Here is a 17,244-nt window from a genome sequence, read left to right as displayed (position 1 = left end):
GACTCGGGAGTGTACGGATAGCCCCCGCTCACCGGACAGATCGCCGGACACCCTAAATGAGACGCCGTCCGCGCAGGTCGGTCTCCCCGAACGGGCAAGATCACGACTGTCCGTTGGGGGATCCCCCAACGAACACTTCCATCCTCCGTCATTCGGTCCGGGGAAGTTCGGCCAGCACCTCGGCCGCCTGCGCCCGGAGGGAGGCGCTCAGGGTGGAGTCGGCGGCGAGCGTTTGGAGCAGCCGCGCTCCGTCCTCCCGGTACCCGTCCACCTGGGCCAGCACCCCCGCCGCCACTACGCGGTTGTATGTGTCGTGGGCGGGGTCGTTGGCGAAGGTTTCCAGCAGCCGCGCTCCATCCTCCCGGTACCCGTCCACCTGGGCCAGCGCGAGTGCCGCCATTCCGCGGTAGGAGGCGTCAAGGGCGGAGTCGCGCGCGAAGTCGGTGAGCAGAGCTGCGGCCTGCTCCTTGCGTCCGTCGACCTGGCCGAGCTCCCGCGCGGCCTTCACGCGGTGGCGGGGGTCGTGGGCGGGGTCGTTGGCGAAGGTTTCCAGCAGCCGCGCTCCATCCTCCCGGTAACCCACCACCTGGGCCAGCGCCTGCGCCGCCCGTATGCGGTTGAGTGTGTCGTGGGCGGGGTCGTTGGCGAAGGTTTCCAGCAGCCGCGCTCCATCCTCCCGGTAACCCACGAGGGTCAGCGCCTGCGCCACTTCTATGCGGTGGCGGGGGTCGTGGGCGGGGTCGTTGGCGAAGGTTTCCAGCAGCCGCGCTCCATCCTCCCGGTACCCGTCCACCTCGGTCAGTGCCAGTGCTGCGCGCACCCGGTGGCGGGGGTCGAGGGCGGGGTCGTTGGCGAAGCCGGTGAGCAGAGCCACACCCTGCTCCTTACGCAGGTACACCACCGCCAGTGCCAGTGCTGCGTCCACGCGGTCGGAGATGTCGAGGGCGGGGTCGTTGGCGAAGTCGGTGAGCAGAGCCACACCCTGCTCCTTACGACGCAGGCCCACCCATGTCAGCGCCTGCGCCGCCTGTATGCGGTTGAGTGTGTCGTGGGCGGGGTCGTTGGCTAAGCCTTCCAGCAGCCGCGCTCCGTCCTCCCGGTACCCGTCCACCTCGGCCAGCGCCTCCGCAGCCAGCAAGCGGCCCGAGGCACCGAGGGTGTGGTCGTGGGCGAAGTCGGTGAGCAGAGCGACGCCCTGATCCTTACGCCCATCGACTCGGGCCAGCGTCTGCGCGGCCAGTACCCGGTCGGAGGTGTCGAGGGCGGGGTCGTGGGCGAAGCCTTCCAGCAGCCGCGCTCCATCCTCCCGGTCCCCCTCCACCCGGGCCAGCACCTGCGCCGCCTGCACGCGGTCGGAGATGTCGAGGGTGTGGTCGTGGGCGAAGTCGGTGAGCAGAGCCACGCCCTGATCCTTACACCCGTCCACCCAGGTCAGCAGCTGCGCGGCCAGTACCCGGTCGGAGGTGTCGAGGGCGGGGTCGTGGGCGAAGCCTTCCAGCAGCCGCGCTCCATCCTCCCGGTACCCCTCCACCCGGGCCAGCACCTGCGCTGCCTGCACGCGGTCGGAGGTGTCGAGGGCAGGGTCTTCGACGAAGCCTTCCAGCAACCGCACTCCATCCTCCCGGTACCCCTCCACCCGGGCCAGCGCGTCCGCCGCCAGCAAGCGGTAGAAGGCGCGGACGGTGGGGTCGTGGGCGAAGCCTTCCAGCAGTCGCGCCCCGGGCTCCCGGTGCCCCTCCACCCGGGCCAGCGCGTCCGCCGCATACACGCGGGCGGAGGTTTCGAAGGCGCGGTTATGGACGAGGCGGGTGAGCTGTTGGGCTGTTGTCTCCGCGGGAAGGTTGGTCCTCAGATGGACCTGCTGCACGAAGAAGACCCACGCGGGTCCTCCGCCAGCCGTACCGATGTTATTCAGACAAGTTTTCGTTTGCTCGCTGATCTGATCGTCGGGCGGGCTGAGGAGCCGGTCGAGGAGGAAGCCGAGGTAGGAAGGCTCGTGGCTCTGCCAGCCAGATGCGGGCTCACCGGTGTCGAACAGCTGCTGCAGCGTCTGGCGTCGGGCCTGCTGGTCGCGGGTGGCGTGGCGGGCGGCGTGGTATTCGAGGAAGGTCTGGTGGGCGAAACTGAGACCGTCCGCGTGGTGGACGAGCAGGCCGGTATGCCGCAGCAGGTCCTCCAGGAACGCGTCCCAGAGTTCCTGGAGGACCTTGCCAGGACGGTGGACGGCCGGATGCTCGGCGAGTGCACTGGCGGCCGGGGTCTGGTGGCCGGTGAGCCATTGGTGGGCCAGGTAGTCGATCAGCTCGGGCAGGCGTTCGTGGACCTGCCGCGCGGCGTGGTCGGCTTCCTGGCGCGCCTGCGGGCTCTGCAGTCCTTCCACGAGGTGCCGGATCGCTTCTTCGTGGCTGTCCGCGACACGCTTACCCCGATTGCTCTCATAGACCAGGTCGGTGAATGCCTCGTACACCGCGGTGCGGCCGGCGGGTAGCGGTCGGTCTGGCCGGGCGAGGTAGAGCTGGCAGAGCATGAAGGCCATCAGCGGGGTGCGGGCCAGATCGGCCAGGGAGGCATCGTGGAGCGCGCCGGTGAAACGCCGGGCGCGGCGGACAGCCTCTTCATGCGGCCAGCGGGTGGCGAAGTACTTTTCGGTGTAGGTGGTCAGGTCGCCCGGGGTGAAGGGCTGCAGCTCGTAGTGCGGCGCCGGGTGGCCCAGGGGGTGGTCGAGGACGTCGAGTTCGTTATCGGTCAGGGGGCGGGTGGCGACCACGCACCGGTACAGCGGCGGGTCTTCGGCGACGGCGTGGGCCAGCTTCTCCAGCACGGCGCGGCGCTCGGCCGCGTTGGGGAGTTCATCGAGGTCGTCGACGAGCAGCTGCCAGTGGGCCCCGGTGCACGGCCGCTGAAGGAAGCGGGCAGTGTCCAGTGCGGGCTGGCGCCCGTACCGGCTGAGGCTTCGGGTTGCGGCGGCGAGCGCCTCCGGGATGGACGTCACCTCTCCGGCGAGGGCCCGTGCGCTCACCCAGACCGGCACTGCCGCGGGGGTCTTCGCCGTGGCGTCGAGCCAAGCGCCGGCCGCGTCGCGCAGCCAGGTGCGCAGCAGCGTGGACTTGCCGGCTCCGGAGCCGGCGATGAGCACACACATGCGGTCGGTCTTCCGGAAGAGCGCCTCAGCCAGCTCCGGCGCGGGGGCGAGGTCACCTCCGCGTCCCGCGATTAGAGCATCGCCGCGGGACGCGTGATGCCCGTGCCGGTCCGCAGGGCTGGTGCGCTGGCGCACGTAGACCTCGGTCAGGGACGGCGGGGCCGTCCGGCCGGGGATACCCGGATACGGGTGCTGCTCGGCGGCCTTGCGGGCGGCTTCAAGGTAGGCGCGTACCCCCTCGTCCAGGCCGTTCCCGCGCCGGGCCTCGGCGTGGAGCTCCTTCCAGTCGCCGCGGAGCCTGGCCGCGGCGCGGCTGTCGGTGAGCTGCCCTGTCCAGTCCAGCATCACAGCGACCACAGACCACAGATCCTCGAAGTCCTGCGGCACGCTGGGCTCCTTGGAGCCCTTCTGCTTGGGGAACCAGTCATTGACGGCCTGGAGCGACAGGTCGACTCCGCCGTCCTTGCGGGGCCAGGGCACGTCCCCCGGGCGGTCTGCGGCCCTGCGTCGGCGCCGGTTGGCCTCCTCGACCGCACCCTTCTGCGTTGTGCCCCGCTCGCGCAGTTCGGCCTGGAGCAGCCCGAGTTGTGCCGCCAGAGCTTCCCGTCCCGATGCAGGCTCGGCCGTCGCGTTCACCGCCCACCTCTCCGCCCGGGCCCGGTCCGATCCGGCGCGGTCCGGCGGCCCGGGGCCGGACCGCGCTGTGACCTGGCGACTTGCGGCCGGGAATCCGGCGATCCGGGATCCATGGCCGACGGCCGGGGGCCATGGCGATGGTGCTCCTGGCCGCCTCGTCCGGGGCGGATCAGGCCGCTTGACGGAAGGACAACGTCATGGACATCTGGGGGGCAGTGGTGCTCCTGACCGGGCTTGTGGTCCTCGCGACCACTACGGTGATCATTACGGGCATGGCGCTGAAGGGCACCACGCCGCAGGACCGCGCCGGCATCCTGCGCGCCATCGCGGAGCTTGTGCGGGAGCTTCGCCCGTGACCGCGCGACGGGCGGGTAGCAGGCCGTTCGTCGCGCGGTCACCGGCCGCTCCCGGCCGGGCGAGCGGCGAGGTCAAGGCGGGAGGCCATGTCCAGCTTGACCTCGCCGTAGGGGCGCACGTGCCCCCAGAACAGCGGGGTCAGGCCGCGCCGGTCGGCGCCGGTGAGTAAGCCGGACCACTCGGGTTCGGCGAGGACCGCTTGGAGCATGAGGGTGTTCACGAAGACCAGGCTCGCCTGCAAGACCCGCAGGCACAGCGCGGCCATCTCGGCCTCTTCGCGCCGGTTGGTGGAGATCTCCCCGCCCTTGCCGTAGTAGATGACCGCGTTCGCCCGGTTCCAGGACTCGACCACGTTCAGGCCCTCCTCGATCTCCCGCTGGAGTGCGCGCTCGCGCAGGTAGCGGGCGACGAAGGCGGTCTTCTGGGCGCGGCCGATCTCCAGCATCGCCTGGTAGGCGGGGTGGGCGGCGGCCCGGGTGAACCGGGAGAGGACGGCCTCGGTGCTGGCGGTGCCGGTGCGGATCGCGGTGGCGTACTTGATGACCTGGTCGTAGTTGGCGTCGATGACGTCCCAGCGGATCGGTCGCGTCATGGCGGGGGTGAGGTTGGGGTAGGCGCCCGGCTCCCCCGAGGTGGGCCGGTAGAGCTTGACCCGGTTGATCTGCTTGATCCGCGGCAGCAGGTCCACGTTCAGCAGCCTCGTCACCCCGAAGCCGATCTCCGACTGGCCGTGGGAGTCGACGTAGTTGCCCTCCACGCTCATCGTGGTGCCGTGCCGGATGGCGCCGTCGACCATCGCCGCGACCTCCGAGGCTGAGGCCCGCAGCGTCTGGGAGTGCACGACCACCGAGCCGCGCTCGACGTGCCAGTACACCAAGACGCCGCGGCCGCCGTAGCGGGAATGCCACTCGGTGAACAGGTTCTGGTCCCAGGAGCGGAAGTGCGTGGAGTCCGAGGCCACCGCCGTGGAGCCGGCGCCCCACAAACTGGTGTCGCGGGCGGCGAAGGTGGCGTTGGCGATCTCGACGGCGATCTGCCGCACCGCCTCCAAGGTGAGGTAGCGGCGCCGGACATAGCGGATGTCCTCCTCGGTGTGGCCGTGCGTGCCGCCGGCCACCGACCGGATCCCGGTGTTGGTGCCGTAGGCGTAGATGGCGAGCATCAGCCGCTCGGCCAGCACCTCGGGCGGCATCGTCCCGCTGCCCGCGACCGAGGCGACCGCCTTCAAGCAGCTGGTCCGCAGCACGGCCTCCTTGAGCATGTCGATCAGCGGCACCGCACTCCAGCGGCGCTCCACCTCGGCCTTGATCCGGCGCAGGTTGCGCGGCTCCTCCTGCGCCTCGGGGGCGGTGAACTTGATCGACCCGCTGGCCCGTTCCTTGATCTCCACCCACTCCAGGCCGGGCATCGCCTGGTCGAGCTCAGCCAGGGCGCCGGTCATCTCCCCGCGCAGCTGGTCGATGAACGCGCCCGCGTCCAGCGGCTTGCGCAGTTCCCGGTAGTGCTCGACGCGGCGGGCCTCGAAGTCGCGGGGCAGGTCCTCGTCCGGGTCGCGCCACCGGCCGGCGCCGACCACCCACACCTCCTTGCAGCGCAGCTGCTCGCGCAGCGCTTGGAAGGTGGCGACCTCGTAGACCATGCGCACCACCCGCCGCCGCCCGCGCTTGTCCGCCCGGTACACCAGCTCCGCCCACTGCCCGCGCGTGCCGCGGTGCTCCGGAGCGATCTCGCCGAGCGGGTAGTAGGTGGTGTTCCCGGCCTTCGCGTACCGGGCCACCAGGTCGAGCGCGTCGATCACCGGCCGGTGCGCGGAGTTGTTCGAGCGGAACTGAAGGACTCCGAGCAGCTCGATCAGGCCCCGCCGGTAGTGGTGGGTGTAGGACGCGCGCAGCGTGGTCTGCACCGTGCGCCGGTACACCGGCCCCTTCGTCCGGTACTCGTGCACCAGCTCCCGCAAGGTCTGCTCGCCCCCGCGCACCGCCGAATACACGACCTCGCGCACCTCACCGCCGGGCTCCGCCAGTGACGCCTCGGCGATCTGGAAGAGGAGGTTCTCCTTGCCCGACACCCGTTTGAAGGCGTTGACCAGCTCGTTGGTGACCCTCTGCTCGGCCCGGGCGCCGATCCGGTGCACCGTGGCGATCAGCAAATCCACCAGAGCATCCGTCACCTCCCGCTCCCGCTCCACCAGCAGCGCGGCCAGCAGCGTCACCGCCGACTCCGGCGAACGCCGCCGCAGATGGGACGGGGACTCCACCACCGCCCGCTGCCGCCAGGCGGCCAGCACCCTCGGCGCCACGTCCGCGAACAGCCCCGCCGGCAGGCCGATCGCCCGGATCGCCCTCAGCTTGCCGATCTCCCGCAGCATCGACTCCAAACTCACGTTGCCCGGCATCGCCTTCACCAGCGCCAGGACCGACTCCCCGTCCCGGTCGTCCTCTTCGGCCTCCCCGGCCGCGTCCGGCGCGGTCGCCACCAAAGCGAGCACCCTCCCCCGGGCCTCCACCGGAAGGCGGGACCAGATGGTGGCGAACCAGGTCTCCTCGGCGGTGTGCAGCGCGGAGCGGACCATCCGCCTAACCCGGTCCGGCGCGGGAGGCTCGACGCACTCCTCCCGGCACCGCTTCAGCAGCTCCTCGCGCACCCGGTCCGCGTTCCGCTCAGCCTGCGCGACGTTCGCGGCCAACCAGGCCGCCAGCTTCTCCGCGTCCTGCACCGAACACACCCGGAACCCCAGGTGCTCGCGGATCTGCGCGCGGTGGTACTCGATCGTGCTGCCAGACCAGTGGTACGCGTCGAAGTCGGCGGCCGGCACCTTCATCTGCCGGGCGACGAACTCCACCACCTCGTCCGGGAAGTCCCCGCGCCCACGGGGAAAGCGGCCGTGCCGGGTGTAGTACTTCAGCAGCAGAGCGAAGCCCAGGCGCGTCCCGCCCCGCTTCCCCGCCACGAGCCCCAGCTCGTCATCGAGCACTGTCCAGTGCTCGACTAACTCGTCCATACCAACCGGCTGCCGCCCCACAACCAGACATCATTCCGGACAGGCACTCCGCTGAACAGCGAAAGATCCGGGCCCCGTTTGGGGCTGGCGTCACGTCCGTTACCGGCACCCCGACTACCGCACGGAATTAGGCCGTGTCCTGGCGATCACGAGCGGAGCCAGATGACGAGCGCGGCTGCGGTAACGGTTCCGAGGTAGACGTAGCCGCGCTTGTCGAACCTGGTTGCAACCGCGCGGAAGGTCTTCAGTTTGTTGATCGCCCGTTCGACGGTGTTGCGCTTCTTGTAGCGGTCCTTGTCGCAACCGGGCGGTCGGCCCCCGGAGCTGCCGCGTCGGACCCGGTTGGCTGCCTGGTCGGCCTTCTCCGGGATGACGTGCCGGATGCCGCGTCCGCGTAGGTAGCGGCGAGTTCGGCGGTTGCTGTAGCCCTTGTCGGCACTGACGCTGTCCGGCTTCGTACGTGGCCTGCCGCAGGCCAGCCGCGGCACGCAGATCCGGTCCATGACCGCCTCGAACTGGGTGCAGTCGGCGCACTGCCCGGGCGTGATGACCAGCGAGAGCACCCGGCAGCTGCCGTCCGCGCTCAGGTGGATCTTGGTGGTGAACCCGCCGCGCGACCGGCCGAGCGCCTCACCTCCCTCACCACCTCCGCCGGCCGGTCGATCAGTTCCGCCCAAACCCGAGCGGCTCTGACCGCCTGGGCGGAGCCCCCTTTGATGGCGGGCGGCGGAGCGTGCCGGGCGCCGGCGGCGTGGTGGTGTGCGCGCACGGACGTCGAGTCGACCGAGACGTCCCAGTCGATCTCGCCGGGCCGCGTCCGCCTCGGCCTGGATCCGCCGCAGGAGCATCTCCCACGTTCCGTCCGCCGACCAGCGGCGATGCCGCTCATGCACCGTCTTCCATGGTCCGTATCGCTCCGGCAGATCGCGCCAGTGCACGCCCGTGCGGATCCGGTACAGCACCCCGTTCACGACCTGGCGGTGGTCCCGCCACCTGCCACAACGCCCATTGCTGACCGGTAGGAGCGGCTCCAGCCGCTCCCACTGGGCATCCGTCAAGTCACCTCTGTCTCCCACAGTCCTATCAACGACTGGACTGATCGTCGAAACGTCTTCCAACCCCCGGCGATGCTCGGTACTGACGGCTGAATACGGTGGACGGGCCCGGTTGAATGAGAGGACGCGAAGACGTGGATGTGTATGAGGCCGTGGACAGTCGCCGGGCCGTGCGGGCGTTCAGCGATGAGCCCGTGCCCAAGGAGGCACTCGAACGAGTGCTGACCGCAGCGACGCGGGCTCCGTCCAGCGGGAACCTCCAGCCGTGGCATCTGTACGTCGTGACCGGTGAACCCTTGGCGGAACTCAAGCGGACCGCGACAGCCAGGGCACGGGCGGGGGACCCCGGCGACGAACGTGAGTACCCGATGTACCCGGACGGGCTGGCGTCGCCGTATCTGGATCGCTTTGCTGCTGCCGCCGCCCAGCGGTACGAATCGCTGGGGATCGAGCGCGACGACCCAGACCGGCCCAGGAAGATCGCCACCTTAAACTCGGAGGCGTTCGGGGCGCCGGCCGTCCTGTTCTGCTACCTCGACCGGACGATGGGGCCCGGACAGTGGGCTGACGCGGGGATGTACCTCCAGACGGTCATGCTGTTGTTGAGGGCCGAGGGGCTGCACAGCTGCCCCCAGGTGATGTGGACCGTGTACCGGGAGACTGTCAGCCGGGCAGTCGGAGCCGATGACGGACTCGTGCTGTTCTGCGGCGTCTCAGTGGGGTTCGAGAAGGAGGGCGTGCCGCGACTGCGCACCGGGCGGGCGGATATGACGGAAACGGTGAGCTTCATCGGGGTGTGACAGTTGGACGGCCGAGATCGACAGGACAGGGCCTAGACGATCAAGTCCTATGTCTGGCTGACCCGTCTCGCAGGGTTCCGCCTCAGCGCGCCTTGGTCACGATGCCATTGGCGCCCGCATAGGACAGAAACTGACCTATATCGGGGTTAGCGTCTTCACCAAGTTGTGGGTCGCGCTCCAGGAGGCAGTCAGATGTCCGTCAAGCCGGTTCCCCAGGGCTACACCACCGTGACGCCGTGGATCATCTCTCGCGACACGGTGCAGCTCATCGCCTACATGAAGAGGGCCTTCGACGCGGAGGAGCTCGCTTGTCTCACCGGTGAGGACGGAAGCGTCGAGCATGCGGAGGTACGAATCGGCGACTCGGTGGTGATGTTGTTCGACGCGCGGCCGGAGTGGCCGCCGACCCCCGGCTTCCTCCGCCTCTACGTCGAGGACGCCGACGCCGTGCACCGTCAGGCCGTTGCGGCTGGCGGCACCTCGGTCACCGAGGTCACCCATCTGTTCTTCGGTGACCGGGTCGGGCGGGTGCGTGATCCGCTGGGCAACCTGTACTGGATCCAGACCCGCGTGGAGGATCTGAGTCCGCAGGAGATGGAACGCCGCCTCGGCGACCCGGAGTTCACCAAGGCGATGGAGTACGTCCAAAGCGCCGACTTCTTCCCCGGCCGGGCCTCTGACCTCGGCTGACAACGTGCCTATGCGTTGGTCAGGTCGGCGGCCTGGAGCATGGTCCTCCAGCAATCGCGCCGCCCGCCGACGGGCGGGACCGGAGTGTCCAGGAACGTGAAGAGGGTGACCAAGATCGTTGTGTGACGAACAACCTGGACACCCTGCTGACCGCACTGTACGTGAAGATCGACGACGAACTGGCGACAGGCCGATGGATGGGCAGGCCACCGCAGTTGACTGATGCGGAGCTGGTCACGCTCGCGGTCGCTCAGGCTCTGCTGGGCTTCGGTTCCGAGACGCGCTGGCTGCGCTACGCGAACTCGCACATGTCCTCGATGTTTCCGTATCTGCCGCAGCAGTCCGGGTACAACAAGCGCCTCAAGGCGGCGTTGCCGCTGGTCAAGAAGGCGATACGGATGCTGGCTGCGGACACGGACTTCTGGTTCGACAATCACTGGATCGTCGACTCCACGCCGGTGCCGTGCGGCATGTCGCGGCCGACGGTGAAGCGGTCGGACCTTGCCGGGTGGGCCGGATACGGATACTGCGCCTCCCACTCGCGGTTCTTCTGGAGCCTGCGCCTGTACCTGGTCTGCACGCCGACCGGGATGCCGATCCTGTGGGCCCTGGCCAACCCGAAACTCGACGAGCGCGAGGTGCTCCAGGCCATGCTCGACATCGATGCCGGCCTCGTGGCCGACCGGCCGCGGCTGTTGCTCATCTCCGACAAGGGCTTCGCCTCCAAGGAGTTCGAGAACGACCTCGCCCTGCGCGGCATCACCCTGTTGCGCCCGTCGTTCAAGCGGGAGAGGAAGCGCAAGGGCGAGGGACTGCTCAAGTCGGTGCGGCAGCTGATCGAGTCGGTGAACGACACTTGAAGGGCCAGTTGGACCTGGAGCAGCACGGCGGCCGCACCTTCGAGGGCGTCGCCGTCCGCGTCGCCCAGCGCATCCTCGCAATGGCCGCCGCGATCTGGCGCAACCACAAGACCGGCGCGCCGATCATACGGTCGCTGGTCGCATTCGATCACTGAAGACATCGGACTTGATCGTCTAGCGCACCCACCACGCAGAACTGACTGTCCGAGAGCTTCAGCGACCACGCAAGCCCGGCTTCGGGGGGCGGGTGTTGCGCCGGATGGAGCGTGCTTGCGCTTCGGCCGAGCATCGGCCGAGCAAATGATCTTGATGGACGCAAAGAGGCCCCCGCCAAAGCGGGGGCCTTGTCGTCTGTGCTGGTCAAATGGTTCTTCTCGCGTAGCGAGTGGTGGGGCGAGTGGGACTCGAACCCACGGCCGACGGATTATGAGTCCGCTGCTCTAACCGGCTGAGCTACCGCCCCATTACGGCGCGTCGCGCACATTTGTGCGCGCCGTCTGCCGCAGCATAGCCGCTCATACGATCTCCTGCTTCGGATGGTCGACTTCGCACGACCATGAGGACTGCGGCCTGCCACGGGCGGTTCCGGGGGACATGAAAAAGGACCCCAACGGGGTCCTCGTCCACTCGCCAAGCGCCTGCTCTCCCGACTGGACTCGAACCAGTAACCTGCCGGTTAACAGCCGGCTGCTCTGCCAATTGAGCTACGGAAGATCGAAGCTCCCCCGACTGGACTCGAACCAGTAACCTGCCGGTTAACAGCCGGCTGCTCTGCCAATTGAGCTACAGGGGAATGCCTCGTTGCATCGATCGTACCTACCCGGGTATTCGCCAGGGGGCGTGCGCTCGCTGCGACACATACATTAGCGCAAGCAGGGGGGTGCTCCGCCAATCGGTTCCCCCGGCACCGATGCCGCGCCGGAGACCCGCGAGGGACGGACCCGCGAGGGACTACGCAAGGGAAGGGTGGCCGTCATGCGCTACAAGCTCACGTTCGTCGTCGGACTGGCTCTGGGTTACGTGCTGGGCACGCGGGCCGGACGCGAACGCTACGAGCAGCTGAAGAAGTCGGCACGCCGGGTCGCGCAGAACCCGGCCGTCCGCAACACCGCGGAGAGCGCGGCGCAGCAGGGCCGCCAGTTCGCGGGCAGGGCGTACCACGCGGTCGGCGAGAAGGTGGGCGATCGGGTCCCCGACTCGGTCGCCCAGCGCGTACGGTCCCTGCGTGAGCGCAACGCGAACGGCACGGGCGAGGACGACTGGGGCACCAGCAACACCTAGGGAGCCCCGACCCGGCGCCGCCACCTCCCGCCGTACGGCAGAATTTCCGCCATGGGGATAGTCGCCGGGTTGGACAGTTCGCCCGATTTCACTCGTATCGTCGTCTGTGACACGGACACGGGGTCCGTGCTCAGGCAGGGATACGCGCCGCATCCGGTCGAATCCGAGACCGAGGGCGGCGGGCGGCCCTCCGATGTCGATCCACAGGCCTGGCTGCTGTCGCTGGGCGAGGCGGCCGGCGGGGGGCTGCTCGAAGGTGTGCAGGCCATCGGTGTGTCCGCGCAGCAGAACGCGCTGGTGCCGCTGGACGCGCAGGGCAACACCGTGCGGCCCGCGATGGTCGGCGGTGACAAGCGGGCGCAGGTCGCCGCCGCCGATCTGATCGACGCGCTCGGCGGGCGCGAGGCGTGGGCGCAGGCGGTGGGCTGTGTCCCGCAGGCCGCGCAGCCGGTGACCAAGCTGCGCTGGCTGAACCGGACCGAGCCCGACAACGCGCGGCGTACGGCCGCCCTGTTGCAGGCCCACGACTGGCTGGTGTGGCAGCTCCTCGGGCGGCCGGTGAGAAGGACCACCGATCGGGGTGGGGCCTCCGGGACCGGTTACTGGTCCGCGGCCGGCGGCGGCTACCGGCCCGACCTCGTCGAGCTGGCCCTCGGTCACCAGGCCATGCTGCCCGAGGTGATCGGCCCGTCCGACGCGGCCGGTACGACTCCGGAGGGGCTGCTGATCTCCGCCGGGACCGGCGAGACCATGGCGGCGGCCTTCGGGCTCGGGATCGGGTTCGGGGACGCGGTCGTCTCGCTCGGTGCCTCCGGGTCCGTGATGGCCGTACACCCCGAGGCGCTCGTCGACCAGAGCGGGATGATCACCTCGCTGGCCGACGCGACCGGGATGCATCTGCCGGTCGTCACCACACTCAATGCCGTACGGACCCTGCGCGGGGCCGCCGAGCTGCTCGGGCTGCCCGATCTGGAGAGTCTGTCCGAGCTGGCGATGAAGTCGACGCCGGGTGCGCACGGGCTGGTGTTCCTGCCGTATCTGGAGGGTGAGCGGACGCCGAATCTGCCGCACACCGCCGGCACGCTGGCCGGGCTGCGGCGGGAGTCGATGAAGGCGGAGCATCTGGCGCGGGCCGCGTTCGAGGGCATGCTGTGCGGGCTCGCCGACGCGCTGGACGTGCTGCGCGGGCGGGGCGTGGCCGTACGGCGGCTCTTCCTGCTCGGGCCGGCCGCCGAGCTGCCCGCGGTGCAGGCCGCGGCGCCCGCGCTGTTCGGGACGCAGGTCGTCGTGCCGCAGCCCGCCGACTACGCGGCGATCGGTGCCGCCCGGCAGGCCGCGTGGGCGCTCGGGGTCTCGCAGGGGACGCTGGACCCGCGTACCCCGCCGCCCTGGCAGGGGCCGGTCGCGCAGGTGCTGGAGCCGGGTGACGAACTGGCCGTAGGGCAGGCGGTGCGCCAGCAGTACGTGTCCGTACGGGAACAGACCCATCCGGGTGCGTTCCGCTCGTAAGAGGTCGCGTGTTCCGCTCTTAAGGGTTCATAAGGGCGCATGTGGCACTGCTCTTGGCTTAATCAGTTGAGGTAACGCGGGTGGAGTGTCGGACGATGGGGGCGAGGGGCAGACCCGCCCACCCCCCACCCGCCGACTCCGAGAGACCAAGCGTGCTCATACGACTTCTGCGGACCTATCTCAGGCCCTACAGGAAACCCATCGCCCTGCTGGTGCTGCTGCAGTTCCTGCAGACCTGCGCCACCCTCTACCTGCCCACCCTGAACGCGCACATCATCGACAACGGTGTCGTGAAGGGTGACACCGGTTACATCCTGTCGTTCGGCGCCCTGATGATCGGGATCTCGCTCGTCCAGGTCGTGTGCAACACGGGTGCCGTCTACTTCGGCGCGCGCACCGCGGCGGCCGTCGGCCGGGACATCCGGGGTGCCATCTTCGACCGGGTGCAGTCGTTCTCGGCCCGCGAGGTCGGCCAGTTCGGCGCGCCCTCGCTGATCACCCGTACGACCAATGACGTCCAGCAGGTCCAGATGCTGGCCCTGATGACGTTCACCCTGCTGGTGTCGGCGCCGATCATGTGCGTCGGCGGGATCATCCTGGCGCTCGGTCTGGACGTGCCGCTGTCCGCGGTGCTGATCGCGGTGGTGCCTACGCTGACGATCTGCGTGACGATCATCGTGCGGCGGCTGCGCCCGCTGTTCCGGGCGATGCAGGTGCGCCTGGACGCGGTGAACCGGGTGCTGCGCGAGCAGATCACCGGCAACCGGGTGATTCGCGCCTTCGTCCGGGACGAGTTCGAGAAGGACCGGTTCCGGAAGGCCAACGCCGACCTGACCGAGATGCAGCTGAAGTCGGGCAACCTGCTGGCGCTGATGTTCCCGGTGGTCATGACGACGGTGAACCTGTCGTCGATCGCCGTCGTGTGGTTCGGTGCGCACCGCATCGACAGCGGCGGGATGCAGATCGGTGATCTGACCGCGTTCCTCGCCTATCTGATGCAGATCGTGATGTCCGTGATGATGGCCACCTTTATGTTCATGATGGTGCCGCGCGCGGAGGTCTGTGCCGAGCGCATCGAGGAGGTCCTCGACACCGAGTCCAGTGTCGTACCGCCGCTCGCGCCCGTCACCGAGCTGCGCCGGCACGGGCATCTGGAGGTCCGCGGGGTCGGCTTCTGTTACCCGGGCGCCGAGGAACCCGTGCTGAAGTCCATCGACCTGGTGGCCCGCCCGGGCGAGACGACGGCCGTGATCGGCTCGACCGGCAGCGGGAAGTCCACCCTTCTGAGTCTGGTCCCGCGCCTGGTTGACGCGACCGACGGCGAGGTCCTCGTCGACGGGGTCGCCGTGTCGACCATCGACCCGGTGCTGCTCGCCAAGACGGTCGGCCTGGTCCCGCAGAAGCCGTACCTCTTCGCGGGCACGGTGGCGACCAACCTTCGCTACGGCAACCCGGACGCGACGGACGAGGAGCTGTGGCACGCGCTGGAGGTGGCGCAGGCCAAGGGCTTCGTCGAGGGGCTCGAGAACGGGCTGAACTCGCCCATCGCACAGGGCGGTACGAATGTCTCCGGCGGTCAGCGGCAGCGGCTCGCGATCGCGCGGACACTCGTGCAGCGGCCGGAGATCTACCTCTTCGACGACTCCTTCTCCGCGCTCGACTACGCGACCGACGCGGCGCTGCGGGCGGCCCTCGCGCACGAGACCGCCGAGGCGACCGTGGTGATCGTGGCGCAGCGGGTCGCGACCATCAGGGACGCCGACCGGATCGTCGTACTCGACGAGGGACGGGTCGTGGGGACGGGGCGCCATCACGAGTTGATGGCGAACAACGAGACGTACCGAGAGATCGTGCTCTCCCAGCTCACGGAAGCGGAGGCTGCCTGATGGCCGGGCCCATGGGGCGGATGATGGCCGGGACGGGCCCCGACGCCCGTTCGATGGACTTCAAGGTGTCCGGCAAGCGGCTGATCGGCCAGTTCAGGCCGGAGCGGCTGACCATCGGCATCCTGCTGGTGTGTGTGGTGATCAGCGTCGGGCTGAACGTGGTGGGGCCGAAGATCCTCGGCAGCGCCACCGACCTGGTCTTCGCGGGCATCATCGGGCGGCAGATGCCGGCCGGGACGACCAAGGCGCAGGCCCTGCAGGCGATGCGCGACCGGGGCCAGGGCTCGGTCGCGGACATGCTGCAGAGCACGGACTTCACACCGGGCAAGGGCATCGACTTCACCTCGGTGGGTCATGTGCTGCTGCTCGCGCTGAGCACGTTCCTGGTGGCCGGGCTGCTGATGGCGGTGGCGACCCGGATGGTCAACCGGGCGGTCAACCGGACCATGTTCCGGCTGCGCGAGAACGTGCAGACGAAGATGTCCCGCCTCCCGCTGTCGTACTTCGACAAGCGGCAGCGCGGTGAGGTGCTCTCGCGCGCGACCAACGACATCGACAACATCGGGCAGACGCTCCAGCAGTCGATGGGCCAGCTGATCAACTCGGTGCTCACGATCATCGGTGTCCTCGCGATGATGTTCTGGGTGTCGTGGCTGCTCGCGCTCGTCGCGCTGGTGACCGTGCCGCTGTCGTTCCTCGTCGCCACCCGGATCGGCAAGCGCTCGCAGCCGCACTTCGTGCAGCAGTGGCGCTCGACGGGCAAGCTCAACGCGCACGTCGAGGAGATGTACACCGGGCACAACCTGGTGAAGGTGTTCGGGCGCCAGGACGAGTCGGCGAAGCTGTTCGCGGAGCAGAACGACGCGCTGTACGAGGCGGGCTTCAAGGCGCAGTTCAACAGCGGGGTCATGCAGCCGCTGATGATGTTCGTGTCGAACCTCAACTACGTGCTCGTCGCGGTCGTGGGCGGCCTGCGGGTCGCGTCCGGCGCGCTCTCCATCGGTGACGTGCAGGCCTTCGTCCAGTACTCGCGGCAGTTCTCGATGCCGCTGACGCAGGTCGCGTCGATGGCGAACCTGGTCCAGTCGGGCGTCGCCTCCGCCGAGCGGATCTTCGAACTCCTGGACGCCGAGGAACAGTCGGCCGACCCGATGCCGGGCGAGCGCCCCGAGGAACTGCGCGGACTGGTCGCCCTGGAGCACGTCTCCTTCCGCTACGACCCCGACAAGCCGCTCATCGAGGACCTCTCGCTGACGGTGGAACCGGGCCACACGGTCGCGATCGTCGGCCCGACAGGCGCCGGCAAGACCACCCTCGTCAACCTCCTCATGCGGTTCTACGAGGTCTCCGGCGGCCGGATCACCCTCGACGGCGTCGACATCGCGCGGATGTCCCGTGACGAACTCCGCGCCACCATCGGCATGGTGCTCCAGGACACCTGGCTGTTCGGCGGCTCCATCGCCGACAACATCGCGTACGGAGCGTCCCGGGAGGTCACCCGGGGCGAGATCGAGGAGGCGGCGCGGGCGGCGCACGCCGACCGGTTCGTCCGTACGCTGCCCGACGGCTACGACACCGTCATCGACGACGAGGGTACGGGCGTCAGCGCCGGTGAGAAGCAGCTCATCACCATCGCGCGGGCGTTCCTGTCCGACCCGACGATCCTCGTCCTCGACGAGGCGACGTCGTCCGTCGACACGCGTACGGAGGTCCTGATCCAGAAGGCGATGGCCAAACTCGCCCATGGCCGCACGTCGTTCGTGATCGCGCACCGGCTCTCCACGATCCGGGACGCGGACACGATCCTGGTCATGGAGAACGGCTCGATCGTCGAACAGGGCGCGCACGCCGACCTGTTGGCGGCGGACGGGGCGTATGCGCGGCTGTACAAGGCGCAGTTCGCGCAGGCGGTGGCCGAGGTGGACTAGCGGTTCGTTGTTCGGCTGCGGGCCGGTGGGGGCTGGTCGCGCGGTTTCCCGCGCCCCTGAAACCCCCTCGGCTGAGGTCTTTTCAGGGGCGCGGGAAAC

At 69.2% G+C, this 17,244-nt stretch carries 10 protein-coding genes, 3 tRNA genes and 1 pseudogene; 8 read left to right on the top strand and 6 right to left on the bottom strand.

The genetic code is table 11. The features are described 5' to 3' along the window. Positions 1–148 precede the first annotated feature (148 nt). The gene (locus tag ACFXC1_RS49680) at positions 149–3,778 is read right to left on the bottom strand and encodes a hypothetical protein (protein ID WP_381256678.1); all 3,630 of its coding nucleotides are present in this window, start codon (positions 3,776–3,778) and stop codon (positions 149–151) included. A gap of 197 nt (positions 3,779–3,975) precedes the next feature. Here ACFXC1_RS49680 and ACFXC1_RS49675 point away from each other — a divergent pair, with 197 nt between their 5' ends. Further along, entirely contained in the window at positions 3,976–4,134 is a 159-nt protein-coding gene (locus ACFXC1_RS49675; RefSeq protein WP_381256676.1) for a hypothetical protein, read from the top strand. Positions 4,135–4,172: 38 nt separating this feature from the next. On the opposite strand, the gene ACFXC1_RS49670 is transcribed toward ACFXC1_RS49675, so the two are convergent. Both ACFXC1_RS49670 and ACFXC1_RS49665 read right to left on the bottom strand, forming a co-directional pair. Then, entirely contained in the window at positions 4,173–7,136 is a 2,964-nt protein-coding gene (locus ACFXC1_RS49670; protein WP_381256673.1) for a Tn3 family transposase, read from the bottom strand. Positions 7,137–7,282: 146 nt separating this feature from the next. After that, on the bottom strand, positions 7,283–8,212 hold the full coding sequence (locus tag ACFXC1_RS49665; RefSeq protein WP_381256671.1) for an IS5 family transposase: 930 nt from the start codon (positions 8,210–8,212) through the stop codon (positions 7,283–7,285). A 113-nt stretch (positions 8,213–8,325) separates the two neighbouring features. Between ACFXC1_RS49665 and ACFXC1_RS49660 the strand changes: the two genes are divergently transcribed. The 3 genes and pseudogenes from ACFXC1_RS49660 (at position 8,326) to ACFXC1_RS49650 (ending at position 10,696) form a co-directional block, all read left to right on the top strand. Next, a complete protein-coding gene (locus tag ACFXC1_RS49660; protein WP_381256668.1) occupies positions 8,326–8,991 on the top strand; it encodes a nitroreductase in 666 nt (221 codons plus the stop codon). 192 nt (positions 8,992–9,183) lie between these two features. Then, on the top strand, positions 9,184–9,681 hold the full coding sequence (locus ACFXC1_RS49655) for a VOC family protein (RefSeq protein ID WP_109001234.1): 498 nt from the start codon (positions 9,184–9,186) through the stop codon (positions 9,679–9,681). Between the two features lie 122 nt (positions 9,682–9,803). Next, positions 9,804–10,696, top strand: a pseudogene (locus ACFXC1_RS49650) (IS982 family transposase). Positions 10,697–10,927: 231 nt separating this feature from the next. On the opposite strand, the gene ACFXC1_RS49645 reads toward ACFXC1_RS49650, so the two are convergent. From ACFXC1_RS49645 to ACFXC1_RS49635, 3 genes are all read right to left on the bottom strand, one after another. Beyond that, positions 10,928–11,004: transfer RNA gene (locus ACFXC1_RS49645), tRNA-Ile, on the bottom strand. Between the two features lie 178 nt (positions 11,005–11,182). Further along, positions 11,183–11,255, bottom strand: a tRNA-Asn gene (locus ACFXC1_RS49640). 6 nt (positions 11,256–11,261) lie between these two features. Beyond that, positions 11,262–11,334, bottom strand: a tRNA-Asn gene (locus ACFXC1_RS49635). A gap of 182 nt (positions 11,335–11,516) precedes the next feature. Between ACFXC1_RS49635 and ACFXC1_RS49630 the strand changes: the two genes are divergently transcribed. The 4 genes from ACFXC1_RS49630 to ACFXC1_RS49615 all read left to right on the top strand — a co-directional run bounded on the left by ACFXC1_RS49630 (position 11,517) and on the right by ACFXC1_RS49615 (position 17,145). After that, on the top strand, positions 11,517–11,822 hold the full coding sequence (locus ACFXC1_RS49630) for a YtxH domain-containing protein (protein ID WP_381256665.1): 306 nt from the start codon (positions 11,517–11,519) through the stop codon (positions 11,820–11,822). Positions 11,823–11,873: 51 nt separating this feature from the next. Beyond that, positions 11,874–13,331, top strand: a complete 1,458-nt coding sequence (locus tag ACFXC1_RS49625; protein ID WP_362970536.1) for a xylulokinase — start codon at positions 11,874–11,876, stop codon at positions 13,329–13,331. Positions 13,332–13,483: 152 nt separating this feature from the next. Further along, positions 13,484–15,217, top strand: a complete 1,734-nt coding sequence (locus tag ACFXC1_RS49620) for an ABC transporter ATP-binding protein (protein WP_381256662.1) — start codon at positions 13,484–13,486, stop codon at positions 15,215–15,217. Further along, positions 15,217–17,145 (top strand): ABC transporter ATP-binding protein, encoded by a 1,929-nt coding sequence (locus ACFXC1_RS49615; RefSeq protein WP_381256659.1) that lies wholly within the window; start codon positions 15,217–15,219, stop codon positions 17,143–17,145. The genes ACFXC1_RS49620 and ACFXC1_RS49615 overlap by 1 nt, the downstream gene beginning before the upstream one ends. Positions 17,146–17,244: the final 99 nt, after the last annotated feature.

Source organism: Streptomyces hokutonensis, from assembly GCF_042751305.1.
GTDB lineage: Bacteria > Actinomycetota > Actinomycetes > Streptomycetales > Streptomycetaceae > Streptomyces > Streptomyces hokutonensis_A.
The sequence above is the reverse complement of the archived record's forward strand: the minus strand, read 5'-3'. Positions and strand labels throughout refer to the sequence as shown.